Raw genomic sequence first — 20,301 nt, forward strand, 5'->3', positions numbered from 1 at the left:
GTTCTATTTATGGAGTTGTTCTAATAGTTCTTTTACAATTTTCATATCGTCAAAATCGTGGCGAACACCATTGATTTCTTGATAGGTTTCATGACCTTTCCCGGCGATTAAAATAATATCATTAGGCTGAGCCAATTGACAAGCAGTTTTAATTGCTTGCTTTCTATCGGTAATCGATAAAATTCTTTTAAAGTTTTGCGGTGCAACTCCTTGTTCCATTTCGCTAATGATTACTTCGGCATCCTCATTTCTAGGATTATCCGAAGTCAAAATTGCTTTATCGCTTAAGTCTGATGCAATACTTCCCATTACGGGACGTTTTGCTTTATCGCGATTCCCTCCACAACCCACAACAGTGATTAATTGTTCGTTTTTGGTACGGATATCGTTAATCGTTTTCAACACGTTTTCCAAAGCGTCTGGCGTATGTGCATAATCAACAATCGCGGTAATATTGCCCTCTGAAACAATATATTGGAAACGCCCTGAAACACTTTCTAACTCCGATAATAATCGAAGTGCTTCCAAGCTATCCATTCCTAATTCAATCGCCGTACCGTAGATGGCTAATAAATTATAAGCATTAAAAGTTCCTATTAATTTTACCCAAACTTCATTGCCATTAATCTTCAACAACAAACCAGATAATTGACTTTCTAAAATTTGTGCTTTATAATCTGCATACGACTTTAGGGCATAAGTACATTTTTTAGCTACTGTATTTTGTAATAAAACAGGTCCGTTTTTATCGTCTAGATTAGATAAAGCAAAAGCTGTTTTTGGTAAATGATCAAAGAATGATTTTTTTACATCTCTATACTCCGCAAACGTGGCATGATAATCCAAATGGTCGTGAGACAAATTAGTAAATACGCCACCAACAAAATGCAGAGCTTCGGTACGTTTTTGATGAATTCCGTGTGAACTCACCTCCATAAAACAGTACTCCACTCCAGCAGCTACCATTTTTGCTAGATAATGATTAATAGTAATCGAATCAGGTGTAGTATGTGTAGCTTTAAATTCTACTTCATCTACCATAATTTTTACGGTAGAAAGTAAGCCTACTTTGTATCCCGCTTTTTTATACAATTGATACAATAATGATGCAATAGTAGTCTTGCCATTGGTTCCAGTCACACCAACCAATCGTAATTTTTGTGACGGGTTATCAAAATAATTAGCCGCTAGAGTTGCTAAAGCTGTATTAGTGTCTGTAACTTGAATATAGGTAATTCCTTTCACTATATTTTCTGGAATGCTTTCACAAACAATTGCTTTTGCTCCTAATTCAATAGCTTTTCCAATGAAATCGTGTCCATCAGAAATAGTACCTCGAATGGCTACAAAAACATCATTTTGTTCCATTTTTCTGGAATCAAAATCGATTTTACCAATAGTAATTTCTGTCGAACCTTGTATCGCTTCGATAGCTACTTTATACAATATGTCTTTTAAGATACTCACGATAATTCTAATACTATGGTTGTGTTTTTAGCTATATTTTGACCCGCTTGAAGGGATTGTTTTTTCACTTTCCCAATTCCTTTAATTTTTACTCGAATTCCCAAATTTTCTAAAAGCGCTACCGCGTCCATTCCCGACATTCCTTTAACATCTGGAATCACATTTTGTTTTTTCTGAGAATGATTATAATAGGCTGCATAATCCAATTCCTGTTTTGGGATTTTTCTATCAATTTTTCTAATCTCGTTAGTGGATGGAGCATCTGTAAATATTTTTTGAGCGATTCGCTTAAAAACAGGACCTGCTACATCAGCACCATAATAATTGTTATGAGCAGTGTTAGGTCTATGAACCACCACTATACATGTATATTGCGGTTTATTTGCAGGAAAATAGCCCACAAAGGAAGACGCATAATACATTCCAGATCCTGATTTGTTGCCATAATTCATTTGCGCCGTACCAGTCTTTCCAGCCATAGGAAACTCTTTGGTATACAAACTCTTAGCCGTTCCTCTTCTAACAACATTTTCTAACACCACTCGGATTTTCTTTAATGTTTCTGGCGAACACACCCTAGGATTTATAATTTGTGGCTGAATTTTCTTAATTGTAGTATTCCATTTTTTTATCTCTGAAACCAACTGAGGTTTTACCATCACCCCATTATTTGCCACTGCATTATAATAGGTTAAGGTTTGCATTGGGGTAACATTAATTCCGTACCCAAAAGCCATCCAAGGCAATGAAAGTGCAGACCAGCCCTTTTCTCCTGGCTTAGGAATTTTTGGAGTGGCTTCTCCTTTTAATTCTAATCCTATTTTTTTATCTAATCCCCAAGATTCAATATGTTTAATGAATTTGGATGGATTGTTTCTATAATTTTTATAAACAGATTGAACCATTACAGTATTAGAAGACACTTCGAACCCATGGGCCAAGGAAACTTTACCTAGACCATGATGAGAATCTTCAACTGGTTTACCATGAATTCTGATTATTCCACCGTTAGCATCAAAAACAGTACTTGTATCAGCCACCTTATCTTCAAGAACTGCCATTAAATCAACTAACTTAAATGTTGAACCTGGGTCATGAGCCTCAGTGATCGCGTAATTTTGAGTTTCATAATAGGTCCCATCAGAATCATCTCTCCCTAAATTAGAAATCGCCTTAATTCGACCTGTTTTGGTTTCCATTACTACAACACAACCATGTTCTGCTTCGTATTCTTCTAATTGTTTTAACAAAGCGTGATGTGCAATATCTTGAATAAACACATCAATTGTAGAAATAACATCATACCCATCTATTGGATCTACTTCATTCAAATCTCTAATAGGTTTCCATTGTCCTTTAGCTATTTTTTGTTTTAGAATTTTACCATCTTTCCCATTTAAATAATTTCTATAAGCCCATTCAATACCTTTTCCATCATGTGTGTGGTCTGGCTTAACCCTTTCATAACCAATGGTTCTTTCGGCTATTTTACCAATAGGATATTCTCTAATAGTTTTTTGCGCAACAATAATACCTCCTTTATTAGCTCCTTCTTTAAAAAGGGGAAAACCTTTTATCTTAACATAATTTGTATAATTTAAATTACGAGCAATTAAGAAGTATCTATTCTGTTTAGCCCTAGCTTTCCTCAATTCATTTTCATAAAAATGAGATGGTTTGCCTAGTAGATAGGCTAATGAATCGGCTAAAGAGTCAACCGCTCTTTGAAACAATTCTGTTTTAGGTGCCATGGCATCAAAACGAATCTCGTAATTAGGAATTGAAGTGGCTAACAAACTCCCATCAGCCGAATAAATATTACCCTTATTAGCGGGTATCACAAAGTTTTTAACGGTTCTTTCTTTTGCTAATTTTCTATAATGAGCCCCTTCTACCCATTGAATATTAGTCAATTTTACAACAATAGCCACAGCCATCAAGAACATAGCTAAAGCCACTAGATAAATTCTATTTGAAATATGTTTATCTTCTACTGCCATAATTGACTAAAAAATCCTTTTTCTTCTTCTTTTTTTACTTTTATTTTAACTGGAGGAACCGTTGATGGTTTTATTTGTTTTGCCTCCATTTTTTGAGCAATCGTGGACTCCATCTTTAATTTCATCAATTCCGAACGTCTGTCCACAAATTCTGAACGCAACTCCTTTACTTCATTAGTCAACTCTGCAATTCTAAAGACTTTTTGTTCATAGCTTTGTGTATTGGCAATCATTGCAATAGCAAGTAGTATAATAAATACGATAAATCGCCAGTTTTTAATTGCATCCTCATCGAGAAGAAACCGCGCTTTTAATATACTATATACACCATGTTTCATACTATATCTTTTCTGCAATTCTTAACTTAGCACTTCGCGCTCTGTTATTTTCTTTTATTTGTTCGTTATTGGGTACAATTAACTTTCCAATGGTTCGAAATGGTACAGAAAAGTTGCCAAAAAAATCACGTTCTGGCTCTCCTTCAAACATTCCATTTTTAATAAATCGTTTCACTAATCTATCCTCAAGAGAATGGTACGAGATAATACTCAACCTACCCCCAGGCTTCAAAACTTCTAATGACTGTTCCAAAAACTCTTTTAAAACATCCATTTCTTGATTTACCTCTATGCGTATTGCCTGGTACATTTGAGCTAAAATTTTATGACTTTTATGAGTTGGCAAAAACCGACTCAAAACCTGTTTTAACTCCTCTGTATTTTTAATAGGATGTTTTTCTCTTGCTTCCAAAATGACTCTAGCAATAGCCGGAGCATTCTTCAACTCTCCATAATCCAAAAACACCCTACGTAAATTTTCTTCGTCATACTCATTCACCACGCGATACGCATTCAAATCATTCTTTTGACTCATTCTCATATCCAACTCGGCATCAAATCGTGTTGAAAATCCTCTCTCGGCCACATCAAACTGATGAGATGAAACACCTAAATCTCCTAGTATCCCATCGACCGCTTTAACATTATGAAAACGCAAAAAACGTTTAATAAATCTGAAATTTTCATTAATGAGAACAACCCTCTCGTCTTGTATTGCATTTGCTAAAGCATCTTCATCTTGATCAAAAGCAAACAATTTACCATTTGGTCCCAACCTACTTAAAATCTCTCTGGAATGCCCACCGCCACCAAAAGTAACATCTACATAAATCCCATCAGGTTTTATATTCAAGCCATCTACTGATTCAAGCAGCAAAACTGGATTATGATATTCCATTGTCACCTTCATTTACATTACCCATCACATCCTCTGCCAAATCAGCAAAATCAACATCTTCTCCATTTATTGATTTTTCATATAAATCCTTATCCCAGATTTCAACAATAGTAACTGCCGAAGAAAAAACGACATCTTTGGTGATACTTGCAAAACCTATCAAATCTTTAGGAACCAATAACCTACCCAAAGCATCTATCTCAACTACCTTAACACCTGCCGTAAAACGACGAATAAAATCATTGTTCTTCTTAACAAAACGATTCAGCTTATTGATTTTTTGCATCATTACATTCCATTCTTGCATAGGATACAGCTCCAAACAAGGCTGAAAAACAGAACGCTTCAATACAAACCCTTCCTGCAACGAAGAGATCAATTGTTTTTTCAAAGGAGAAGGCATCAAAACCCTACCTTTTGCATCCACTTTACATTCGTATGTCCCAACTATTGTGTTCAAAAAATTCATTTTAAATGATACAAAGCAAAAATATAAAATATTTTACCACATTTTACCACAAAATACCACTTTGTTAATAAGTTTCCCCATTTTTCTTCCAAAATCCTTATTTTCTATACAATCAGAGGCTTAAGTTTAATTTATCTTGTTTGTAAATTTTGTTAAAGACTTGGTTCAACAAAAAGAATTTTGTTTAGTTTTTTACAATAAAAAAAGACTTGTAGATGGAAAAAATCTAATCAGAAATCGATTTTTATGTATTAAATCCTATATTTGTCAAAATTGAAAAAATTGGGATCCGAAAAAATGGAAGAACACTATAAAAAAGAAGGTAAATACAGTTATTTTGAAGCCGGAGAAGGAACTCCTATTGTTATTTTACACGGTCTAATGGGCGGATTAAGTAATTTTGATGGAGTTGCTCGCTATTTTTCGACCAAAGGATACAAAATAATTATTCCAGATTTACCTATCTACACCCAAAATATTCTAAAAACGAATGTCAAAGCCTTTGCCAAATATGTAAAGGATTTCATTACTTTTAAAGGTCTTGATAATGTAATTTTACTAGGAAATTCGTTAGGCGGGCATATTGCATTGTACCACACTAAAATGTACCCAGAAAAAGTAGCTGGACTAGTAATCACAGGGAGTTCTGGATTGTACGAAAGTGCTATGGGCGATAGCTACCCTAAAAGAGGGGATTATGAATACATTAAGAAAAAAGCTGAAGATGTCTTTTACGATCCAAAAGTAGCTACTCCTGAACTTGTTGACGAAGTCTATGCCTCTGTTAATGATAGAATTAAATTAATAAAAACATTGACAATTGCAAAAAGTGCCATTCGACATAACATGGCAAAGGATCTTCCCAAAATGAAAGTGCAAACTTGTATCATTTGGGGTAAAAATGACAAAGTAACACCTCCAGAGGTGGCTGAAGAATTTCATAATTTACTACCCAATTCAACATTGTATTGGATTGATAAATGTGGTCATGCTGCTATGATGGAACATCCTGACGAATTCAACAGAATTTTAGAAGAATGGTTCACAACTGTTTTTAAACCTGTATCATAGATCTAAAAAATAGCCATGAAAATTACTAGCGCTGAATTTATTATTAGCAATTCGCAGGTTGATAAATGTCCGAAAGATTTTTTACCTGAATACGCTTTTATTGGTCGTTCTAATGTAGGGAAATCTTCTCTAATTAATATGCTAACCAATAATAAAAATTTAGCTAAAACTTCAGGAAAACCAGGAAAAACTCAATTAATCAATCATTTTTTAATTAACAAAAATTGGTTCCTAGTCGATCTACCTGGATATGGTTATGCCAAAGTTTCTAAAAAAACAAAAAATATTTTTCAGCAATTTATTACTAATTATTTTGAAACTAGAGAACAATTAGTTTGTGCTTTTGTTTTAATTGATATCCGACACGAAGCGCAAACTATTGATATCGAATTCATGTCCTATATGGGTGAAAGCGAGATTCCATTTTGCATCATTTTTACAAAGGCTGATAAAATAAGTAAAACAAAAATAGATTCACATATTGCGGCTTATAAGAAAAAAATGTTGGCTAATAATTGGGCCGAAATGCCACAATATTTTGTTACCTCATCAACAGAATCCATAGGAAAAGAAACGCTTTTAAATTATATAGACGAAGTAAATCTAGCGGTTATTAAAAGTCAAAATGAATTTTAATCTTTAATAAAAACAAAAAAACCAAAACGTTGTTTTGGTTTTTTTTACGAATATTTGGTGTTTATTTAATCAATTCTAGTTTTTCAGCAAAATAGTCACAAAAATCCTTCATTGTATTGGCCATCTTTTCATCATCAGTGGCGCGTTTAAAGGTATCTGACATAGCAACTAAAGTTTGATGAAAGAAAATCTTCATCTCGTCCACGGGCATATCTTTAGTCCATAAATCGATGCGCATCGTTTCTTTTGCTTTACTATCCCAAATAGACAGCATTATGGCTTTTGCCTCTTCCTTAGTAACACCTCCATCTGCAGCTGTCCAAGACAACTTTTCAGGCACCCGATTAGCATCTAGCTCAATCTCAAACTTAATTTCTGAAGTGATCGTTTCTGACATTATTTCTTTGGTTTATATTTAGATTTTTCAAATATTTCTTTAGCTGGCATTTTTAACAAATCAGTCAAAGCAACCGTATTATTCTCTGCAAACGAACGGACTATTTGCCATCCCATCCAAGCTCCAACTTGACCAGGAGAATCGTTGTCTATTTCTAAATAAAATTTAGAAAACGGAGCCGGAGCAATGAAACGAGAACTCAATTTAGAGTCATCACTATAAAGAAGATTGTTTTCTAAAAAATACCTCCAAATATACATTTCATTTTCTTGACACCAAATGATTTGCTTTGAAGTATAGCCAATTTTTTCAGCATCAGTATAACTTGGCAATAATAAATCCTTCAAATACAATTGTTTTCCATAATATACCATCTGACCCAGAAGCGTTTTGTCTTTATTTATTCCTATTTTACTTGTTGCAAAACTAGTAACAACATCAGGCATAATTTGTCGCTGCTCAAAATTTTGTTTAATATACTTTGGAAATTCATAAAATTTATGATTCTTACCCAAATACAACTCAAGGGACACAATAACCAAGCTATCTGCATAAATGGATTTATTAGTATAATCCATTTCTGCAATAACAGTAATCAATTTAGGGGTTCTTGTTTTAGGAAAATAATGCTTAATATGCTTAAACAAGGTAACCATATCAGACTGAACAGGTTCAATGTTGCTATATTTTTTCTGAACCTCTTTATATAACTCTCTCCACAACGGATGTTGAATTTTATTAACCCAAACACTATCTGGAACTCCTACCGGGAAGAAAAAAGGATATTGTTGCTTTATTTTTTGTAAATCTTCTGGTTTCGACTCAAAAAACACTTTGTCAAATCGTTCCACTTTGATCGCAACAGGAATTTCTTTCACTTCTTTTTCTACCGATGCCTTTTTATCACAAGAAAAAAATGCAAAACAAAAAACAATTGAAAACAGATACACCCTCATACAAGAAAATTTAATTGCAACACTTGATGTGTTTTATTGTAAAAATAAATTAGTTACGCCTAGTTTCACATTTATTAATTAAATTTGTTTTCAAAGTAGTAGAAAACAGATGATTTCAAAATGGTTTTGCAAATATACATCCCTACTTTTTAATACTTAAATTATTATGTCGAAAAAAAGCACCCTTCAAGTTGAAAAGGCAAATGAATTTATTGTAAATTGGCTAAAAACCTACGCTACTAACGCAAAAGTAAATGGTTTTGTTGTGGGTATTTCGGGAGGAATTGACTCAGCAGTTACATCAACTCTTTGTGCACAAACAGGACTTAAAGTTGTATGCGTTGAAATGCCAATTCATCAAGCAGAAAGTCAAATTAATCGTGCAAAAGAACATATTAACCAATTAATGCAACGATTTCCTAATGTTTCTCGTGCTGAATCCAATTTAACATCCGTTTTTGAATCTTTCAAAAAAGTAGTCCCAAACGATATTCACGAACATCAACTCAACTTAACTTTAGCCAATACTCGCGCTAGAATTAGAATGACTACTCTGTACTATTATGGTGGGATTTATGGCTTATTAGTAGCTGGAACGGGAAATAAAGTAGAAGATTTTGGAGTAGGTTTTTATACAAAATATGGGGATGGAGGAGTTGATTTGAGTCCAATTGCCGATTTAATGAAATCTGATGTTTTTGCGCTAGGTGCCTTTTTAAAAGTTCCAGAATCTATATTGAAAGCTTCTCCCACTGATGGACTATTTGGTGATGACAGAACAGATGAGGACCAATTAGGAGCTAGTTATGACGAATTAGAATGGGCCATGTTACAAGATGAAAAAGGAAATTCTGCAGATTCATTTTCAGGAAGAGAACAAACGGTTTTTGAAATCTACAAACGCTTAAACACTGTAAATCAACATAAGATGAACCCTATTCCTGTTTGTATTATTCCAGAATCGTTAAAATAATACATTTTAACTGATTTGCAGTTATTTAGATAATTTATTTGTTACTTTTACGGTTCCAAAAACAACAAATTATTAATTCTTAAAAACAACATTATGATTAAGGTATGTGTCGCCGATAATTATCCTGTGGTTCATTTTGGAATAAAATCCTATTTCAAAGATCACAAAGACATTTCAATTGTAGCTAATATTGGAAATTTTTCAATGCTGAATGACATTCTTCTAGAAAAAGAAATAGATGTTTTGCTTTTAGATTTAGAACTAGAAGGCTTGTCTAGCATTATTACGATAAAATCAATCGTTAAAAATTTTCCAAACACTAAAATTATTATTTATAGTGGACTGCCAGAACAAATTTACGCTCCAAACGTTATTAAAGCAGGTGCTGCCGGATTTATTCACAAAAACGAAAAATTAGGGACTTTAGCCGATGCCATCATTAAAGCACATGAAGGTAAAATTGTAATGAACGAAGAAATCAAAAAAAGCTTTGCCTTACTTGCTAAAAAAAGTAAAAACGAACGATTGTATCGTAAACTTTCTAATAGAGAAGTTGAGGTTCTACGGTATCTAAGTGATGGTAAAAAAAATCACGAGATTGCTACCATTCTTAAATTAAATGAAAAAACAATTAGCACCTATAAACTACGATTACTTACTAAATTAAACGTGACCAATTTAGTCGATCTAGTGAATAAAGCTAAGACATTAGAAATTGTTTAGACAAAAAACAATTAGTAATAAACAAAAAAATGGGAGTCTAAGGATTTTCATTTTTTTGTTTAAATATAAGTGGACCTAATTCTACCTATTGTTGCCGTTAAGTTAACTTTTAACTTATTGTAATCATTAATCATCACTTTCAATTCTTCTTGTTCTTCTTCTAGCTTATCGGAGAATTCATTTACTAAGTCTAAAATTAATTTATTAATTAAATACTCCCGCATTGAAATAATTATTTCAGAAGTATATTGACTTATAGTTTCTTTTTTTTGTTTAACAAAAATATTCTGCCCGTCCCAATTATGGAGATTAAGGCGTTCATCTTCCATTAATATATCTGTAACTTCTTGTGCAAAAGCTTCTGGCAACTGTTTTAGATAATTCTCAATTCCAGAATTTTCATTTTGCAAATAATAGGTAATCAAATCATTAAATAATGCCCTAAACAAAGGATTAGCTAACTCCACCTCATCCTCTTGTAAACTAAGATAAATGCGCTGGTATACTTTGTATTCCTTTTTTTCTACTATTTGTTCGATTTTCCCTTCTGAATTTGTTTTTAAAAGTACATCTTGAAACATCTCTGTCATATCACCGTAAAGTAATAATATTTCAATTATTTTTCGCTCCAGTTGATACAAAATATCCAACTTCTCAGTCTGAATTGAGGTTTCATTTTTAACAATTTCAAAAGCCTTCTGTTCTTGTTTTTGTTTCTTTCCTATTTCAGCAATATCCTTTTGTACCAATTGCGCTAAAGTACTCATCAAGACCTGTTCTGAAATATCCATTATTCGAGAACACTCCTGAATATAGATCTCTCGCTGAATTCGATCTGGAATTTTAGAAATACTTTGTACCATATCTCTAATCAAATCGGCTTTTTTTATAGGATCGTTCTGGGCTTCTTTTATTAAAAGCGAAGCTTTAAACTGAATGAAATCTTTGGCATTATTTTCAAGATAGGCAATTAAATCATCATACGATGTTTTTTTAGCAAAGCTATCCGGGTCTTCCCCATCAGGAAATGCACACACCTTTACATTCATGCCTTCTTCTAGTATCAAATCGATCCCTCGTATTGAAGCTCTAAGGCCTGCTGCATCACCATCAAAGAGTACTGTTATATTTTTTGTTAACCTATTAATTAATCTAATTTGGTCAGGAGTTAAGGCAGTACCTGAAGAAGCAACAACATTTTCTATTCCTGCTTGATGGAATTGAATTACATCTGTATAACCTTCAACTAAGTAACAATTATTCAACTTTGCAATGGCTTGTTTTGCTTGGTAGATACCATACAGCACTTTAGTCTTATGGTAAATCTCGCTCTCTGGAGAATTCAGATACTTAGCTGCTTTCTTATCATTCGTTAAAATCCTACCCCCAAAACCCAATACTCTTCCTGACATACTATGTATTGGAAACATAACACGCCCTTTAAATCGATCAAAAGGTTTGTCTTCTTTGGGAATAGTTAAGCCTGTACTTTCTAAAAATTCTAATTTATATCCCTTTCCTAAAGCTTCTTTTGTAAAAGCATCCCAAGCTTCGGGAGAATAACCTAAACCAAATTTTTGTATAGTTTCATTAGTAAATCCTCTTTCTTTAAAATAGGAAAGCCCAATAGCTTTGCCCTCTTCTGAATGCAGTAATGTATTGTGAAAATAATTTTTTGCAAACTCTGAAACCAAATACATACTTTCTTTAATATCTGCATTGGCCTTCTCTTCATCTGTTTGCTCTGTTTCCTCTATTTCAATATTATATTTTTTTGCAAGATACCGTATCGCTTCTGGATAGGTAAAATGCTCGTGTTCCATCAAAAAAGCGACAACATTGCCTCCTTTTCCAGAACTAAAATCTTTCCAAATTTGTTTTACAGGAGAAACCATAAAAGAGGGAGAGCGCTCATCTGAAAAAGGACTAAGCCCCTTAAAATTTGTTCCTGCGCGTTTTAATTGAACAAAATCTCCAATAACCTCCTCAACTCGGGCAGTTTCATAAACGGTATCTATGGTGTTTTTTGATATCATGCTTATTTTGTAGCAAAAAACAAATATACAAAGTTTCAAATCGATTTGTAATGTGATGAAACCTTATTTTCAACTTCAAAAACAAATATCAAATCAATATTTAAATTTATACTGCTAAAAAAATGAAATTTACTAATAAAACATTTATTTTTATACCATTAAAAAGTTATTTGCATTAACATCCCGAATTCTAATTGCACTTTAAATGCAACTAAACAATACACTTATGCCCTTAAATACTGTCACTCCAAAAACGATTCTAAGTACTCCTTCCTTTCAAAAAGAATGCTTATCAATACTCACATTAACTTCAAAAATTTGTGAAATCCCAATTATTATTTTGTCTTGTGTAGAATACGATACAACCGCATTTATAATTGCACAAACAGAAACCAATTCTAAAATCTCTAAAAAAAAACTTGAGACACTCAATAATTCAATTATTGCCAATAAAAAACCTCAAGTAAACTCTGATACTACTTTTTCAATGGGAATCCCAATTATTTTTGAAGGAGATACAATTAATGGAACTTTAAGTCTTTGGGACTATAAACCAAGAATTTTAGAAGATATTCAATTAAAAACTATAGAGAACCTACTATGTCAAATTCAAAATCTATACCTTTTAGAACGTCAAAAAATTGAATTAAGAGAAAAAGATCTTTATAAAAAAATTTTAGATTTTCTACCAACTGAGATAGCTGTTTTTGATAACAATCACAAGTATTTATATGTCAATCCTGCAGCTATTCAAAATGAAGATCTTCGTAACTACATCATCGGTAAAGACGATTTCGAATATGCAAAGCATACACAACGCGATACACAATTTGCAAAAGAAAGAAGAGAACGATTTTCTAAAGCAGCCAAATTAAATACCATCATCGAATGGATTGACGAAATTAAAAAAAAGGATACAGGAGAAACTTCTTTTTATACTCGTAAATATGCTCCTGTTTTTAAAGAAAATGGAACGTTTGAAATGATGGTTGGTTTTGGTGTTGATATTACGGCACAAAAAAACGCTGAAGATGCATTAAAAATAAGTAACGAACGCTTTAGCTATGCAAGTCAAGCAACATCCGATGCCCTTTGGGACTGGGATTTAATAACTAATGAAATTTTTGTAGGAGAAACCTATACCGCTCTTTTTGGACATGAATTTATAGAGAATCGTATTTCAGCTTTAAGCTGTGAGAATTTTATTCATCCTGATGACAAAGAATCGTATACTAAAAAATTTGAAGAAATACTAAATAGTAACTCATTAAAATGGTCTGATGAATATCGCTATTTAAAAGCTGATGGAACCTATGCTTATGTAAGCGACAAAGCAATTATCATACGTGATAAAAAAGGGAAGGCTGTTCGAATGATTGGTGCAATTCAAGACATTACAAAAAGAAAAAATGTTGAAGAACAAAACCGATTATTAATTGAAGAAAATAATCGAAATAAAATTATCCAACTCAACGAAGCTAAAAACATGTATCGCCTTCTAGCAGATAATACTGTAGATCTTGTTTGTTTACACAACTTAGATACCACGTTTGAGTACATTTCCCCATCCATAATGAAACTCATGGGATATACTCCCGAAGAACTAATAGGACAATTCCCTATGCAATATGTTCATCCAAAAGACCTCGAATTAATTCAACATAGTTTTACAAGTTTCATCAGCGAATCTGAAGACGAAAATGCCTATGTAGAAGCGCGTTTTAGAAATAAAAAGGGAGATTATGTTTGGTTCGAAATTAAAGCTACGATTGTAAAAGAAAATGGAAAACCAGTTAGTTTTCAAACAAGTGCAAGAAATATAACCCAACAAAAAGAAGTGCAATATGCAATGAAAAAAGCATTAGCACAAGAACGGGAGCTCAATGAATTACGAACTAACCTAGTTTCGACTATTTCCCATGAATTTAGAACACCAATGACTACAATAAGGACAAGTGCCGAACTTATAGAAATGTATATTGAAGGCCATAATTTTGTTCATTCAGCCCAATTACAAAAAAGAATCAACACCATTACAGAAGAAATTGATCGAATAGTAGAGTTAATGAATGCTGTATTAACCATTTCCAAAGACGATGCAGGAAAAACCAATTTCAATCCAATCTATTTTGATTTGAAACAAATCTGTATGGATGTGATAGAAACTAGCTACTCGCATCAATTTGGAGGGCGTAAAGTACTAACTTCCTTTGTAGGAGATGATTTTACTGTATTTGCAGACAAAAACTTAATGGAATACTCTCTTTTTAATTTGTTAAACAATGCCTTTAAATATTCTGAAGGAACGGATCATATTAAATTAAACATTATATCAGACACTCAAAAAATTCAAATTCAAATTATTGACAAAGGTATTGGGATCCCTGAAAAAGACGTTCCAAAATTATTTAATACTTTTTTCAGAGCCAGCAATACAGAAGGAATTCAAGGAACTGGATTAGGTCTTTATATTGTAAAAACGTTTACAGAAAGAAATTCTGGTAGTATTCAAGTTGAAAGTACGTTAGGTAAAGGAACCACCGTTACTCTTGAATTTCCTATATCTAAATCAAGTTTCAAACAACCATGAAAACAATATTAATTATTGATGATGAAGTTAAATTGAGAGAAACCATTGTAGAAATGTTCTCGTTTATTGGGTATAACATTATTGAAGCCCAAGATGGTGTTGAGGGGTTAGAAAAAGTTAAATCTGAAATTCCAGACTTAATACTATGTGATGTAATGATGCCTAAATTAGATGGGTATGGTTTTCTGAAAAACCACTCCAACTCTGCATTCTCTCATATACCTGTACTACTTTTGACTGCTAAAACTGAAGAAAAGGACAAACAAATAGGTTTTAAGAACGGTGCGAAAGGTTACATAAAAAAACCGTTTGCATTCCATGAACTAAGAAAATTAGTTGAGGAATACATATAAAATATAAAAAATATGGAATTTAAGAGGAATCGAAGTAATTAGATTCTTACCTAAAGCAGCCTACTTTAACTAAATTGTAATCATAAATTCATTGCCCCCAATAAATTTTCTGAGTAAGCTGCTCGGTAAGAAAGATCCCAAATCTTGAGTCAAAAATAATACATGTTTTTTTATTTTATTTTAATTTAATTGATAAATTAAAATAAAATACTAATAATTTAATTTCTACATTGCTATCGAAAAAGTTGAAATAATTCTACATATTAAAATCACAAAAAAAATGCCCTAAGGCATTTTTTAATCGATTAGAAGAAGTACTCCAAAATAAATTAGCACCATAAACCCAAGAGCTACTATAAGTCTATTAAAACCTATTTTTTCACTGTTATTTTCTTCTTGATTTAATAGTTCATCTAATCTATCCCATGCTTCTTCAGAAGGTCGTAGTTTCATGTTAAGGGGACATTTACATTATACTTCTCTTGACTATGGTAAGCAATATTGCAGACACAGTACTAAAGTACTGTTTGGATCTTACAAATGAGTCTTTTTTACTGCTATTTTAAATAAAAATAGCAGTAACCAAAAATCAATTAAAAAAACAAAGAATTAAATTGAAGAATTACAATTCAAAATTAGAAGCCTGAATTGACTTAATGTAATCTCGGGGTGTCATATTAAGATATAATTTAAAACTTGTAGAAAAATATGAAAAAGATCTAAACCCTGTCTGATCAACTAAGAATTGTATATTTCTTTCTCCCAAGTTAATTAATTTCATTGCATACTGAATCTTAAACTCTCTTATATATTGACTAATATTTTTACCCGTAAGCTTTCGAATTCGTTTATCTAAGGTTGATTTACTTATAAATAATTTTCTAGATAGTTCATCCAAATCGGGTTTGCTTTTCATATCTTTCAAAAGCAATTCGTTCAAGGAAGTTAAAAAGTCTTTTTCAGATAATTTAATAGTAACTTTAGAGAAAGGATCATTTCCAAAATTTTTCTCGATATTTCTCCTAAATTCAAGAACATTATTGACTTTAAAAATAAGTTCTTTTACCTTAAATGGTTTCATAATGTAATCATTTACACCATGTTCCAATTGTCGTAATTTGACTTCGTCATCAACATTAGCGGTAATGATAACAAATGGGACTACATTAAATTTTTTATTCTTTCGAATATTCAAATATAATTCTTCCCCATTCATATCAGGCATCATCAAATCACTAATCACTAAATCTGGAATATTTTGAGTCAAATAATGCAATGCAACCCTACTTTCCTCAAACCATACGACATCAAAATTGCTTAATAACAATAACTCTAGGATGGAGTTCCCTAAAGCTACATCATCTTCAATTAAAACAATTTTTTTCTTTTGGATTTTCATGTGACAAATTTAACTATAATATTTTTAAATTATCTATTTTTATTTAAAATTATAGTATTTTTTAAAATTAATAGTCATAAATTATAAATTATGACGCAATTTTTTATACCTAAAAAAATAAATAAAATCAATAAAAAACTATATCTTTCTGTTAATCACATAATTAACCATTAAAATTAAGGCCTCTTTGAACGGAGAATCAGGATAGTGAGTCAGAAGCTGCAATGCTTCTTGTTGAAATTGAAGCATCTTTTGTTCGGCGTAAGCCAAACCATTATTGTTTTTAACAAAAGTAATTACTTCTTTGACACGCTTTTTGTCTTTATTGTGGTTTTTTATAGAGTTAATTAACCAACTTTTTTCTTTAGCCGTACAGGTATTCAAAACATGAATTAAAGGCAACGTCATTTTTTGCTCTTTGATATCAATCCCCGTTGGTTTTCCAATGGCGTCATCCGTATAATCAAACAAGTCGTCTTTAATTTGGAATGCCATTCCTATCAATTCTCCAAAACGATGCATATTCTTTACTTGCACTTCATCGTCTATGACTGATTGCGCTCCTAAAGCGCAACAAGCCGCAATTAATGTCGCTGTTTTTTTACGGATAATATCATAATACACTTCCTCAGTAATATCTAGTCTTCGGGCTTTTTCGATTTGAAGTAGTTCACCCTCACTCATTTCTCGAACGGCAACCGATATGATTCGAAGTAAATCAAAATCGCCATTGTCAATAGAAAGCAACAACCCTTTAGAAAGGAGATAATCGCCCACTAAAACAGCAATTTTATTTTTCCAAAGCGCATTCAAGGAGAAAAATCCGCGACGACGATTACTATCATCCACTACATCATCATGAACCAAAGTTGCTGTATGTATCAACTCAATCACACAAGCACCGCGATACGTTCGCTCGTTTACTTTCCCTTCCGAAACCATTTTGGCAGTCAAGAATACAAACATCGGACGCATTTGTTTCCCTTTTCGATTGACAATATAATAGGTGATTCGGTTCAACAACGCCACTTTGGACGACATCGATTCGTAGAACTTTTTTTCAAAAAGTTCCATTTCGGTCAAAATCGGTTGTTTTATTTGAGAAGTGATATTCATTGACTCCAAAGATACAAAATGATTATTTTTTCAAAGCCAATTATTGATTAAATGTATTTAGGATTTGTTAGCCAATTGACCGCAAGCCGCATCAATGTCTTTTCCGCGACTTCTTCTCACTTTAACCACAACACCAATAGCTTCTAATCCTTTAATATAAGCCACAATAGCTTGTTCTGATGCTTGTTGAAATTCGCCATCATCAATGGGATTGTATTCAATTAAATTCACCTTGCAAGGCACATATTTACAGAATTTTACCAAAGCATCCACCGACGCTTTATCATCGTTGATTCCTTTCCAAACTACATATTCGTACGAAATCTTACTCTTGGTTTTTCGATACCAATATTCTAAGGCTTCACGCAAATCAGCCAGCGGGAAATTTTCGCTAAAAGGCATAATTCGAGAACGAATTTCATCAATGGCCGAATGTAATGAAACCGCGAGTTTGAATTTCACTCCGTCATCGGCTAACTTTTTAATCATTTTGGGAATACCCGAAGTCGAAACCATAATTCGTTTAGGAGACATTCCCAGCCCTTCTGGCGAAGTAATCATATCAATCGCTTTGATGACATTATTGTAATTCATCAAAGGCTCCCCCATTCCCATAAAAACAATATTGGATAAGGGGTGATTGTAATATAAACGACTTTCTCTATCAATAGCAACCACTTGATCATAGATTTCGCCGGGTTCCAAATTGCGCATTCGCTTCAATCGAGCAGTGGCACAAAAATTACAATCCAAACTACAACCCACCTGACTGGAAACACAAGCGGTAGTTCTAGTTTCGGTAGGAATTAAAACGGATTCTACAATCAATCCATCGTGCAAACGAACGGCATTTTTTACCGTTCCATCTTCACTTCGTTGCATCGTATCAACTTTGATATGATTAATCACAAAGTGTTCTTCTAGCATTTGACGAGTGGGTTTAGCCACATTGGTCATATCGTCAAAAGTATGCGCTCCTTTGCTCCACAACCATTCGTACACTTGGTTGCCGCGAAAGGCTTTGTCTCCATTGGCAACAAAAAAATCGCGCAGTTGTTCTTTGGATAAGGCTCGTATGTCTTTTTTCTCGATTTGCATGGCGCAAATTTAAGGAGTATTTGTTGATTTATTTCATCAATTCGTATAAATGCTCGTGTGTGATTTTATAATTTGATAACTTTGCCCCAATTGAAAAAATTATACAATGCACTTCATTTCTCAAGAACTCGAAGATTATATCGAACAACATTCTGAAAAAGAACCACAACATTTAGCTGCTTTAAACAAAGAAACCTACCAAAAAATTTTGTTGCCACGAATGTTAAGCGGTCATTTTCAAGGGCGTGTTTTGAGTATGTTGTCTAAATTGATTCGTCCTATAAATATTCTTGAAATAGGTACCTACACAGGTTATTCCGCTTTGTGTTTGTGTGAGGGAATGCAAGAAAACGGACAATTGCATACCATTGACATCAAAGAAGAGTTAGTTGATTTTCAACGCAAACATTTTGATAAATCGCCTTGGGGCAACCAAATTGTGCAGCATTTAGGAGAAGCCCTTGACATTATTCCTACTCTTGATATGCAATTTGATTTGGTTTTTATTGATGCCGACAAGGAAAATTATATTCATTATTTTGAAATGATTGTTCCCAAAATGAATAAAGGCGGTATTATTTTATCAGATAATGTGTTGTGGAGTGGCAAAGTATTGGAACCGCTTCAAAAAAATGATGTGAGTACCAAAGTACTTTTAGAATACAATGAATTGCTAAAAAATGACCCTCGAGTAGAAACGGTTTTATTGCCTATTCGGGATGGATTAACTGTTTCGAGAGTGCTTTAAAACGTATTTTTGATACAATTTGTACGCTATAAACCCAAAACTAGCACCAAACAAATAACCTGTTACAATATCCAACGGATAATGCAAGCCCAAGTAAATTCGGCTATACGCAAAAATTAGAGGAAATAAGAATAACAAAAAAGCATAACGATAGTACTTTTTCAAAAGCAAGAATAGAAAAGTCATCGTTGCCATAGAATTAGCGGCATGACCTGAAAAAAAACTAAAGGTATCGCTTGATTTTACAACTCGTATCACCGACTTTATTTCTGGATTATTGCACGGGCGTAGTCGCTGAAAAGTATATTTGAAAAGATTACAGGTTTGATCAGAAACCAAAAGTAATAGCGCAACAAACAATAGTAAGGTTAGTGTTGGTTTTGTTCCTAACTTTTTATAGACCAAAAACAATAGCATTAAAAAAAATGGCGTCCAATTAGATTGTTTCGTGATGAATAACCAAAATCCGTCATACGTTGCCGTACCTAAACCATTCAAAAAGACGAATAATTGGGTGTCGAAAGCTAGTACTTTTTCAAGCATTACATTTGGCGTTTAATAGGCCCTTCCACCTCTTCTTCTTTGGCTACAGCTGCTACTTCTGTTTTATTTTCTTCAACTGAAAGCCCTTGTTTTACTTGAGTCAGTTCAGAAGTCACTGTATTGGAAAAATCAGTCAAAGTACTTGTGTTTCCTAGTAAGTTTTCTTTTGCCTTATCGATTTCGGCAGTAATATTTCCAGTTAAATCTGCCAATGATTGCTTATCAAAACCATTTTCTTCAGCTCCTTTTTGAATTTCGTTTTTAATATCATTAGTAGCATGCTTAATCTGCGCCATCGTCTTACCTAATGTTCGTGCAATTTCTGGTACTTTATCAGAACCAAAGAGCATTAAAACAACAAACATGATGAAAATTATTTCACCTCCACCTATACCAAACATAATTTATTTTTTTTCTTGGGGACAAATATACCAAAATTCAACTCGGTCTATTTTAAATTTTTCATAAAAAATACAGCTCCCCTAAACTA

Annotated in this window: 21 protein-coding genes; 7 read left to right on the forward strand and 14 right to left on the reverse strand. The window is 32.9% G+C overall.

What is annotated here, in order from left to right; translation table 11 throughout:
- Positions 1-3: 3 nt before the first annotated feature.
- From MG292_RS00890 to MG292_RS00910, 5 genes are read right to left on the reverse strand one after another with little or no spacing between them, the layout of a single operon-like run.
- The gene (locus tag MG292_RS00890) at positions 4-1,467 is read right to left on the reverse strand and encodes a UDP-N-acetylmuramoyl-L-alanyl-D-glutamate--2,6-diaminopimelate ligase (protein WP_264532472.1); all 1,464 of its coding nucleotides are present in this window, start codon (positions 1,465-1,467) and stop codon (positions 4-6) included.
- The gene (locus MG292_RS00895; protein WP_264532471.1) at positions 1,464-3,467 is read right to left on the reverse strand and encodes a penicillin-binding transpeptidase domain-containing protein; all 2,004 of its coding nucleotides are present in this window, start codon (positions 3,465-3,467) and stop codon (positions 1,464-1,466) included. Before MG292_RS00895 ends, MG292_RS00890 begins: the two co-directional genes overlap by 4 nt.
- Positions 3,458-3,805: an FtsL-like putative cell division protein gene (locus MG292_RS00900; RefSeq protein ID WP_264532470.1), complete on the reverse strand. Its 348-nt coding sequence runs from the start codon at positions 3,803-3,805 to the stop codon at positions 3,458-3,460. The genes MG292_RS00895 and MG292_RS00900 overlap by 10 nt, the downstream gene beginning before the upstream one ends.
- A gap of 1 nt (position 3,806) precedes the next feature.
- Positions 3,807-4,715 carry a 16S rRNA (cytosine(1402)-N(4))-methyltransferase RsmH gene (rsmH, locus tag MG292_RS00905; protein ID WP_264532469.1) on the reverse strand — a complete coding sequence of 303 codons (909 nt, stop codon included), beginning with the start codon at positions 4,713-4,715 and terminating at the stop codon, positions 3,807-3,809.
- Complete coding sequence (locus MG292_RS00910; protein ID WP_264532468.1) at positions 4,690-5,163, reverse strand: division/cell wall cluster transcriptional repressor MraZ; 474 nt, start codon at positions 5,161-5,163, stop codon at positions 4,690-4,692. Before MG292_RS00910 ends, rsmH begins: the two co-directional genes overlap by 26 nt.
- A gap of 306 nt (positions 5,164-5,469) precedes the next feature.
- Here MG292_RS00910 and MG292_RS00915 point away from each other — a divergent pair, with 306 nt between their 5' ends.
- Positions 5,470-6,243: an alpha/beta fold hydrolase gene (locus tag MG292_RS00915; protein WP_264532467.1), complete on the forward strand. Its 774-nt coding sequence runs from the start codon at positions 5,470-5,472 to the stop codon at positions 6,241-6,243.
- A 15-nt stretch (positions 6,244-6,258) separates the two neighbouring features.
- Entirely contained in the window at positions 6,259-6,879 is a 621-nt protein-coding gene (gene yihA / locus MG292_RS00920) for a ribosome biogenesis GTP-binding protein YihA/YsxC (protein WP_264532466.1), read from the forward strand.
- 61 nt (positions 6,880-6,940) lie between these two features.
- Here yihA and gldC read toward each other — a convergent pair whose 3' ends face one another.
- The gene (gene gldC, locus MG292_RS00925; protein ID WP_264532465.1) at positions 6,941-7,276 is read right to left on the reverse strand and encodes a gliding motility protein GldC; all 336 of its coding nucleotides are present in this window, start codon (positions 7,274-7,276) and stop codon (positions 6,941-6,943) included.
- Positions 7,276-8,232 (reverse strand): gliding motility lipoprotein GldB, encoded by a 957-nt coding sequence (gldB, locus tag MG292_RS00930; protein WP_264532464.1) that lies wholly within the window; start codon positions 8,230-8,232, stop codon positions 7,276-7,278. The genes gldC and gldB overlap by 1 nt, the downstream gene beginning before the upstream one ends.
- 166 nt (positions 8,233-8,398) lie before the next feature.
- Here gldB and nadE point away from each other — a divergent pair, with 166 nt between their 5' ends.
- Both nadE and MG292_RS00940 read left to right on the forward strand, forming a co-directional pair.
- Positions 8,399-9,205: an NAD(+) synthase gene (gene nadE, locus MG292_RS00935; RefSeq protein WP_264532463.1), complete on the forward strand. Its 807-nt coding sequence runs from the start codon at positions 8,399-8,401 to the stop codon at positions 9,203-9,205.
- Positions 9,206-9,298: 93 nt separating this feature from the next.
- Positions 9,299-9,928, forward strand: a complete 630-nt coding sequence (locus MG292_RS00940; protein WP_264532462.1) for a response regulator transcription factor — start codon at positions 9,299-9,301, stop codon at positions 9,926-9,928.
- A gap of 59 nt (positions 9,929-9,987) precedes the next feature.
- Here the strand turns inward: MG292_RS00940 and dnaG are convergent, their stop codons facing one another.
- Positions 9,988-11,964, reverse strand: a complete 1,977-nt coding sequence (gene dnaG, locus MG292_RS00945; RefSeq protein WP_264532461.1) for a DNA primase — start codon at positions 11,962-11,964, stop codon at positions 9,988-9,990.
- Positions 11,965-12,190: 226 nt separating this feature from the next.
- On the opposite strand from dnaG, the gene MG292_RS00950 reads away from it, so the two are divergent.
- Together MG292_RS00950 and MG292_RS00955 are read left to right on the forward strand one after the other, a co-directional pair.
- Entirely contained in the window at positions 12,191-14,554 is a 2,364-nt protein-coding gene (locus tag MG292_RS00950; protein ID WP_264532460.1) for a PAS domain-containing sensor histidine kinase, read from the forward strand.
- Complete coding sequence (locus MG292_RS00955) at positions 14,551-14,907, forward strand: response regulator transcription factor (RefSeq protein WP_264532459.1); 357 nt, start codon at positions 14,551-14,553, stop codon at positions 14,905-14,907. Before MG292_RS00950 ends, MG292_RS00955 begins: the two co-directional genes overlap by 4 nt.
- 297 nt (positions 14,908-15,204) lie before the next feature.
- On the opposite strand, the gene MG292_RS00960 is transcribed toward MG292_RS00955, so the two are convergent.
- The 4 genes from MG292_RS00960 to rlmN form a co-directional block, all read right to left on the reverse strand.
- Positions 15,205-15,360 (reverse strand): hypothetical protein, encoded by a 156-nt coding sequence (locus MG292_RS00960; RefSeq protein ID WP_264532458.1) that lies wholly within the window; start codon positions 15,358-15,360, stop codon positions 15,205-15,207.
- A gap of 169 nt (positions 15,361-15,529) precedes the next feature.
- Entirely contained in the window at positions 15,530-16,306 is a 777-nt protein-coding gene (locus tag MG292_RS00965) for a response regulator transcription factor (RefSeq protein WP_264532457.1), read from the reverse strand.
- A 138-nt stretch (positions 16,307-16,444) separates the two neighbouring features.
- The gene (locus MG292_RS00970; protein ID WP_264534553.1) at positions 16,445-17,422 is read right to left on the reverse strand and encodes a polyprenyl synthetase family protein; all 978 of its coding nucleotides are present in this window, start codon (positions 17,420-17,422) and stop codon (positions 16,445-16,447) included.
- A 57-nt stretch (positions 17,423-17,479) separates the two neighbouring features.
- Positions 17,480-18,520: a dual-specificity RNA methyltransferase RlmN gene (gene rlmN / locus MG292_RS00975; protein ID WP_264534552.1), complete on the reverse strand. Its 1,041-nt coding sequence runs from the start codon at positions 18,518-18,520 to the stop codon at positions 17,480-17,482.
- A gap of 106 nt (positions 18,521-18,626) precedes the next feature.
- On the opposite strand from rlmN, the gene MG292_RS00980 reads away from it, so the two are divergent.
- Positions 18,627-19,268, forward strand: coding sequence for an O-methyltransferase (locus MG292_RS00980; protein ID WP_264534551.1), 642 nt, complete (start codon positions 18,627-18,629; stop codon positions 19,266-19,268).
- On the opposite strand, the gene MG292_RS00985 is transcribed toward MG292_RS00980, so the two are convergent.
- Both MG292_RS00985 and MG292_RS00990 read right to left on the reverse strand, forming a co-directional pair.
- Positions 19,245-19,811, reverse strand: a complete 567-nt coding sequence (locus MG292_RS00985; RefSeq protein WP_264534550.1) for a phosphatase PAP2 family protein — start codon at positions 19,809-19,811, stop codon at positions 19,245-19,247. The genes MG292_RS00980 and MG292_RS00985 overlap by 24 nt on opposite strands.
- The gene (locus MG292_RS00990; RefSeq protein WP_264534549.1) at positions 19,811-20,212 is read right to left on the reverse strand and encodes a twin-arginine translocase TatA/TatE family subunit; all 402 of its coding nucleotides are present in this window, start codon (positions 20,210-20,212) and stop codon (positions 19,811-19,813) included. The genes MG292_RS00985 and MG292_RS00990 overlap by 1 nt, the downstream gene beginning before the upstream one ends.
- Positions 20,213-20,301 lie beyond the last annotated feature (89 nt).

Source organism: Flavobacterium keumense (assembly GCF_029866485.1).
Classification (GTDB): Bacteria; Bacteroidota; Bacteroidia; order Flavobacteriales; family Flavobacteriaceae; genus Flavobacterium; species Flavobacterium keumense.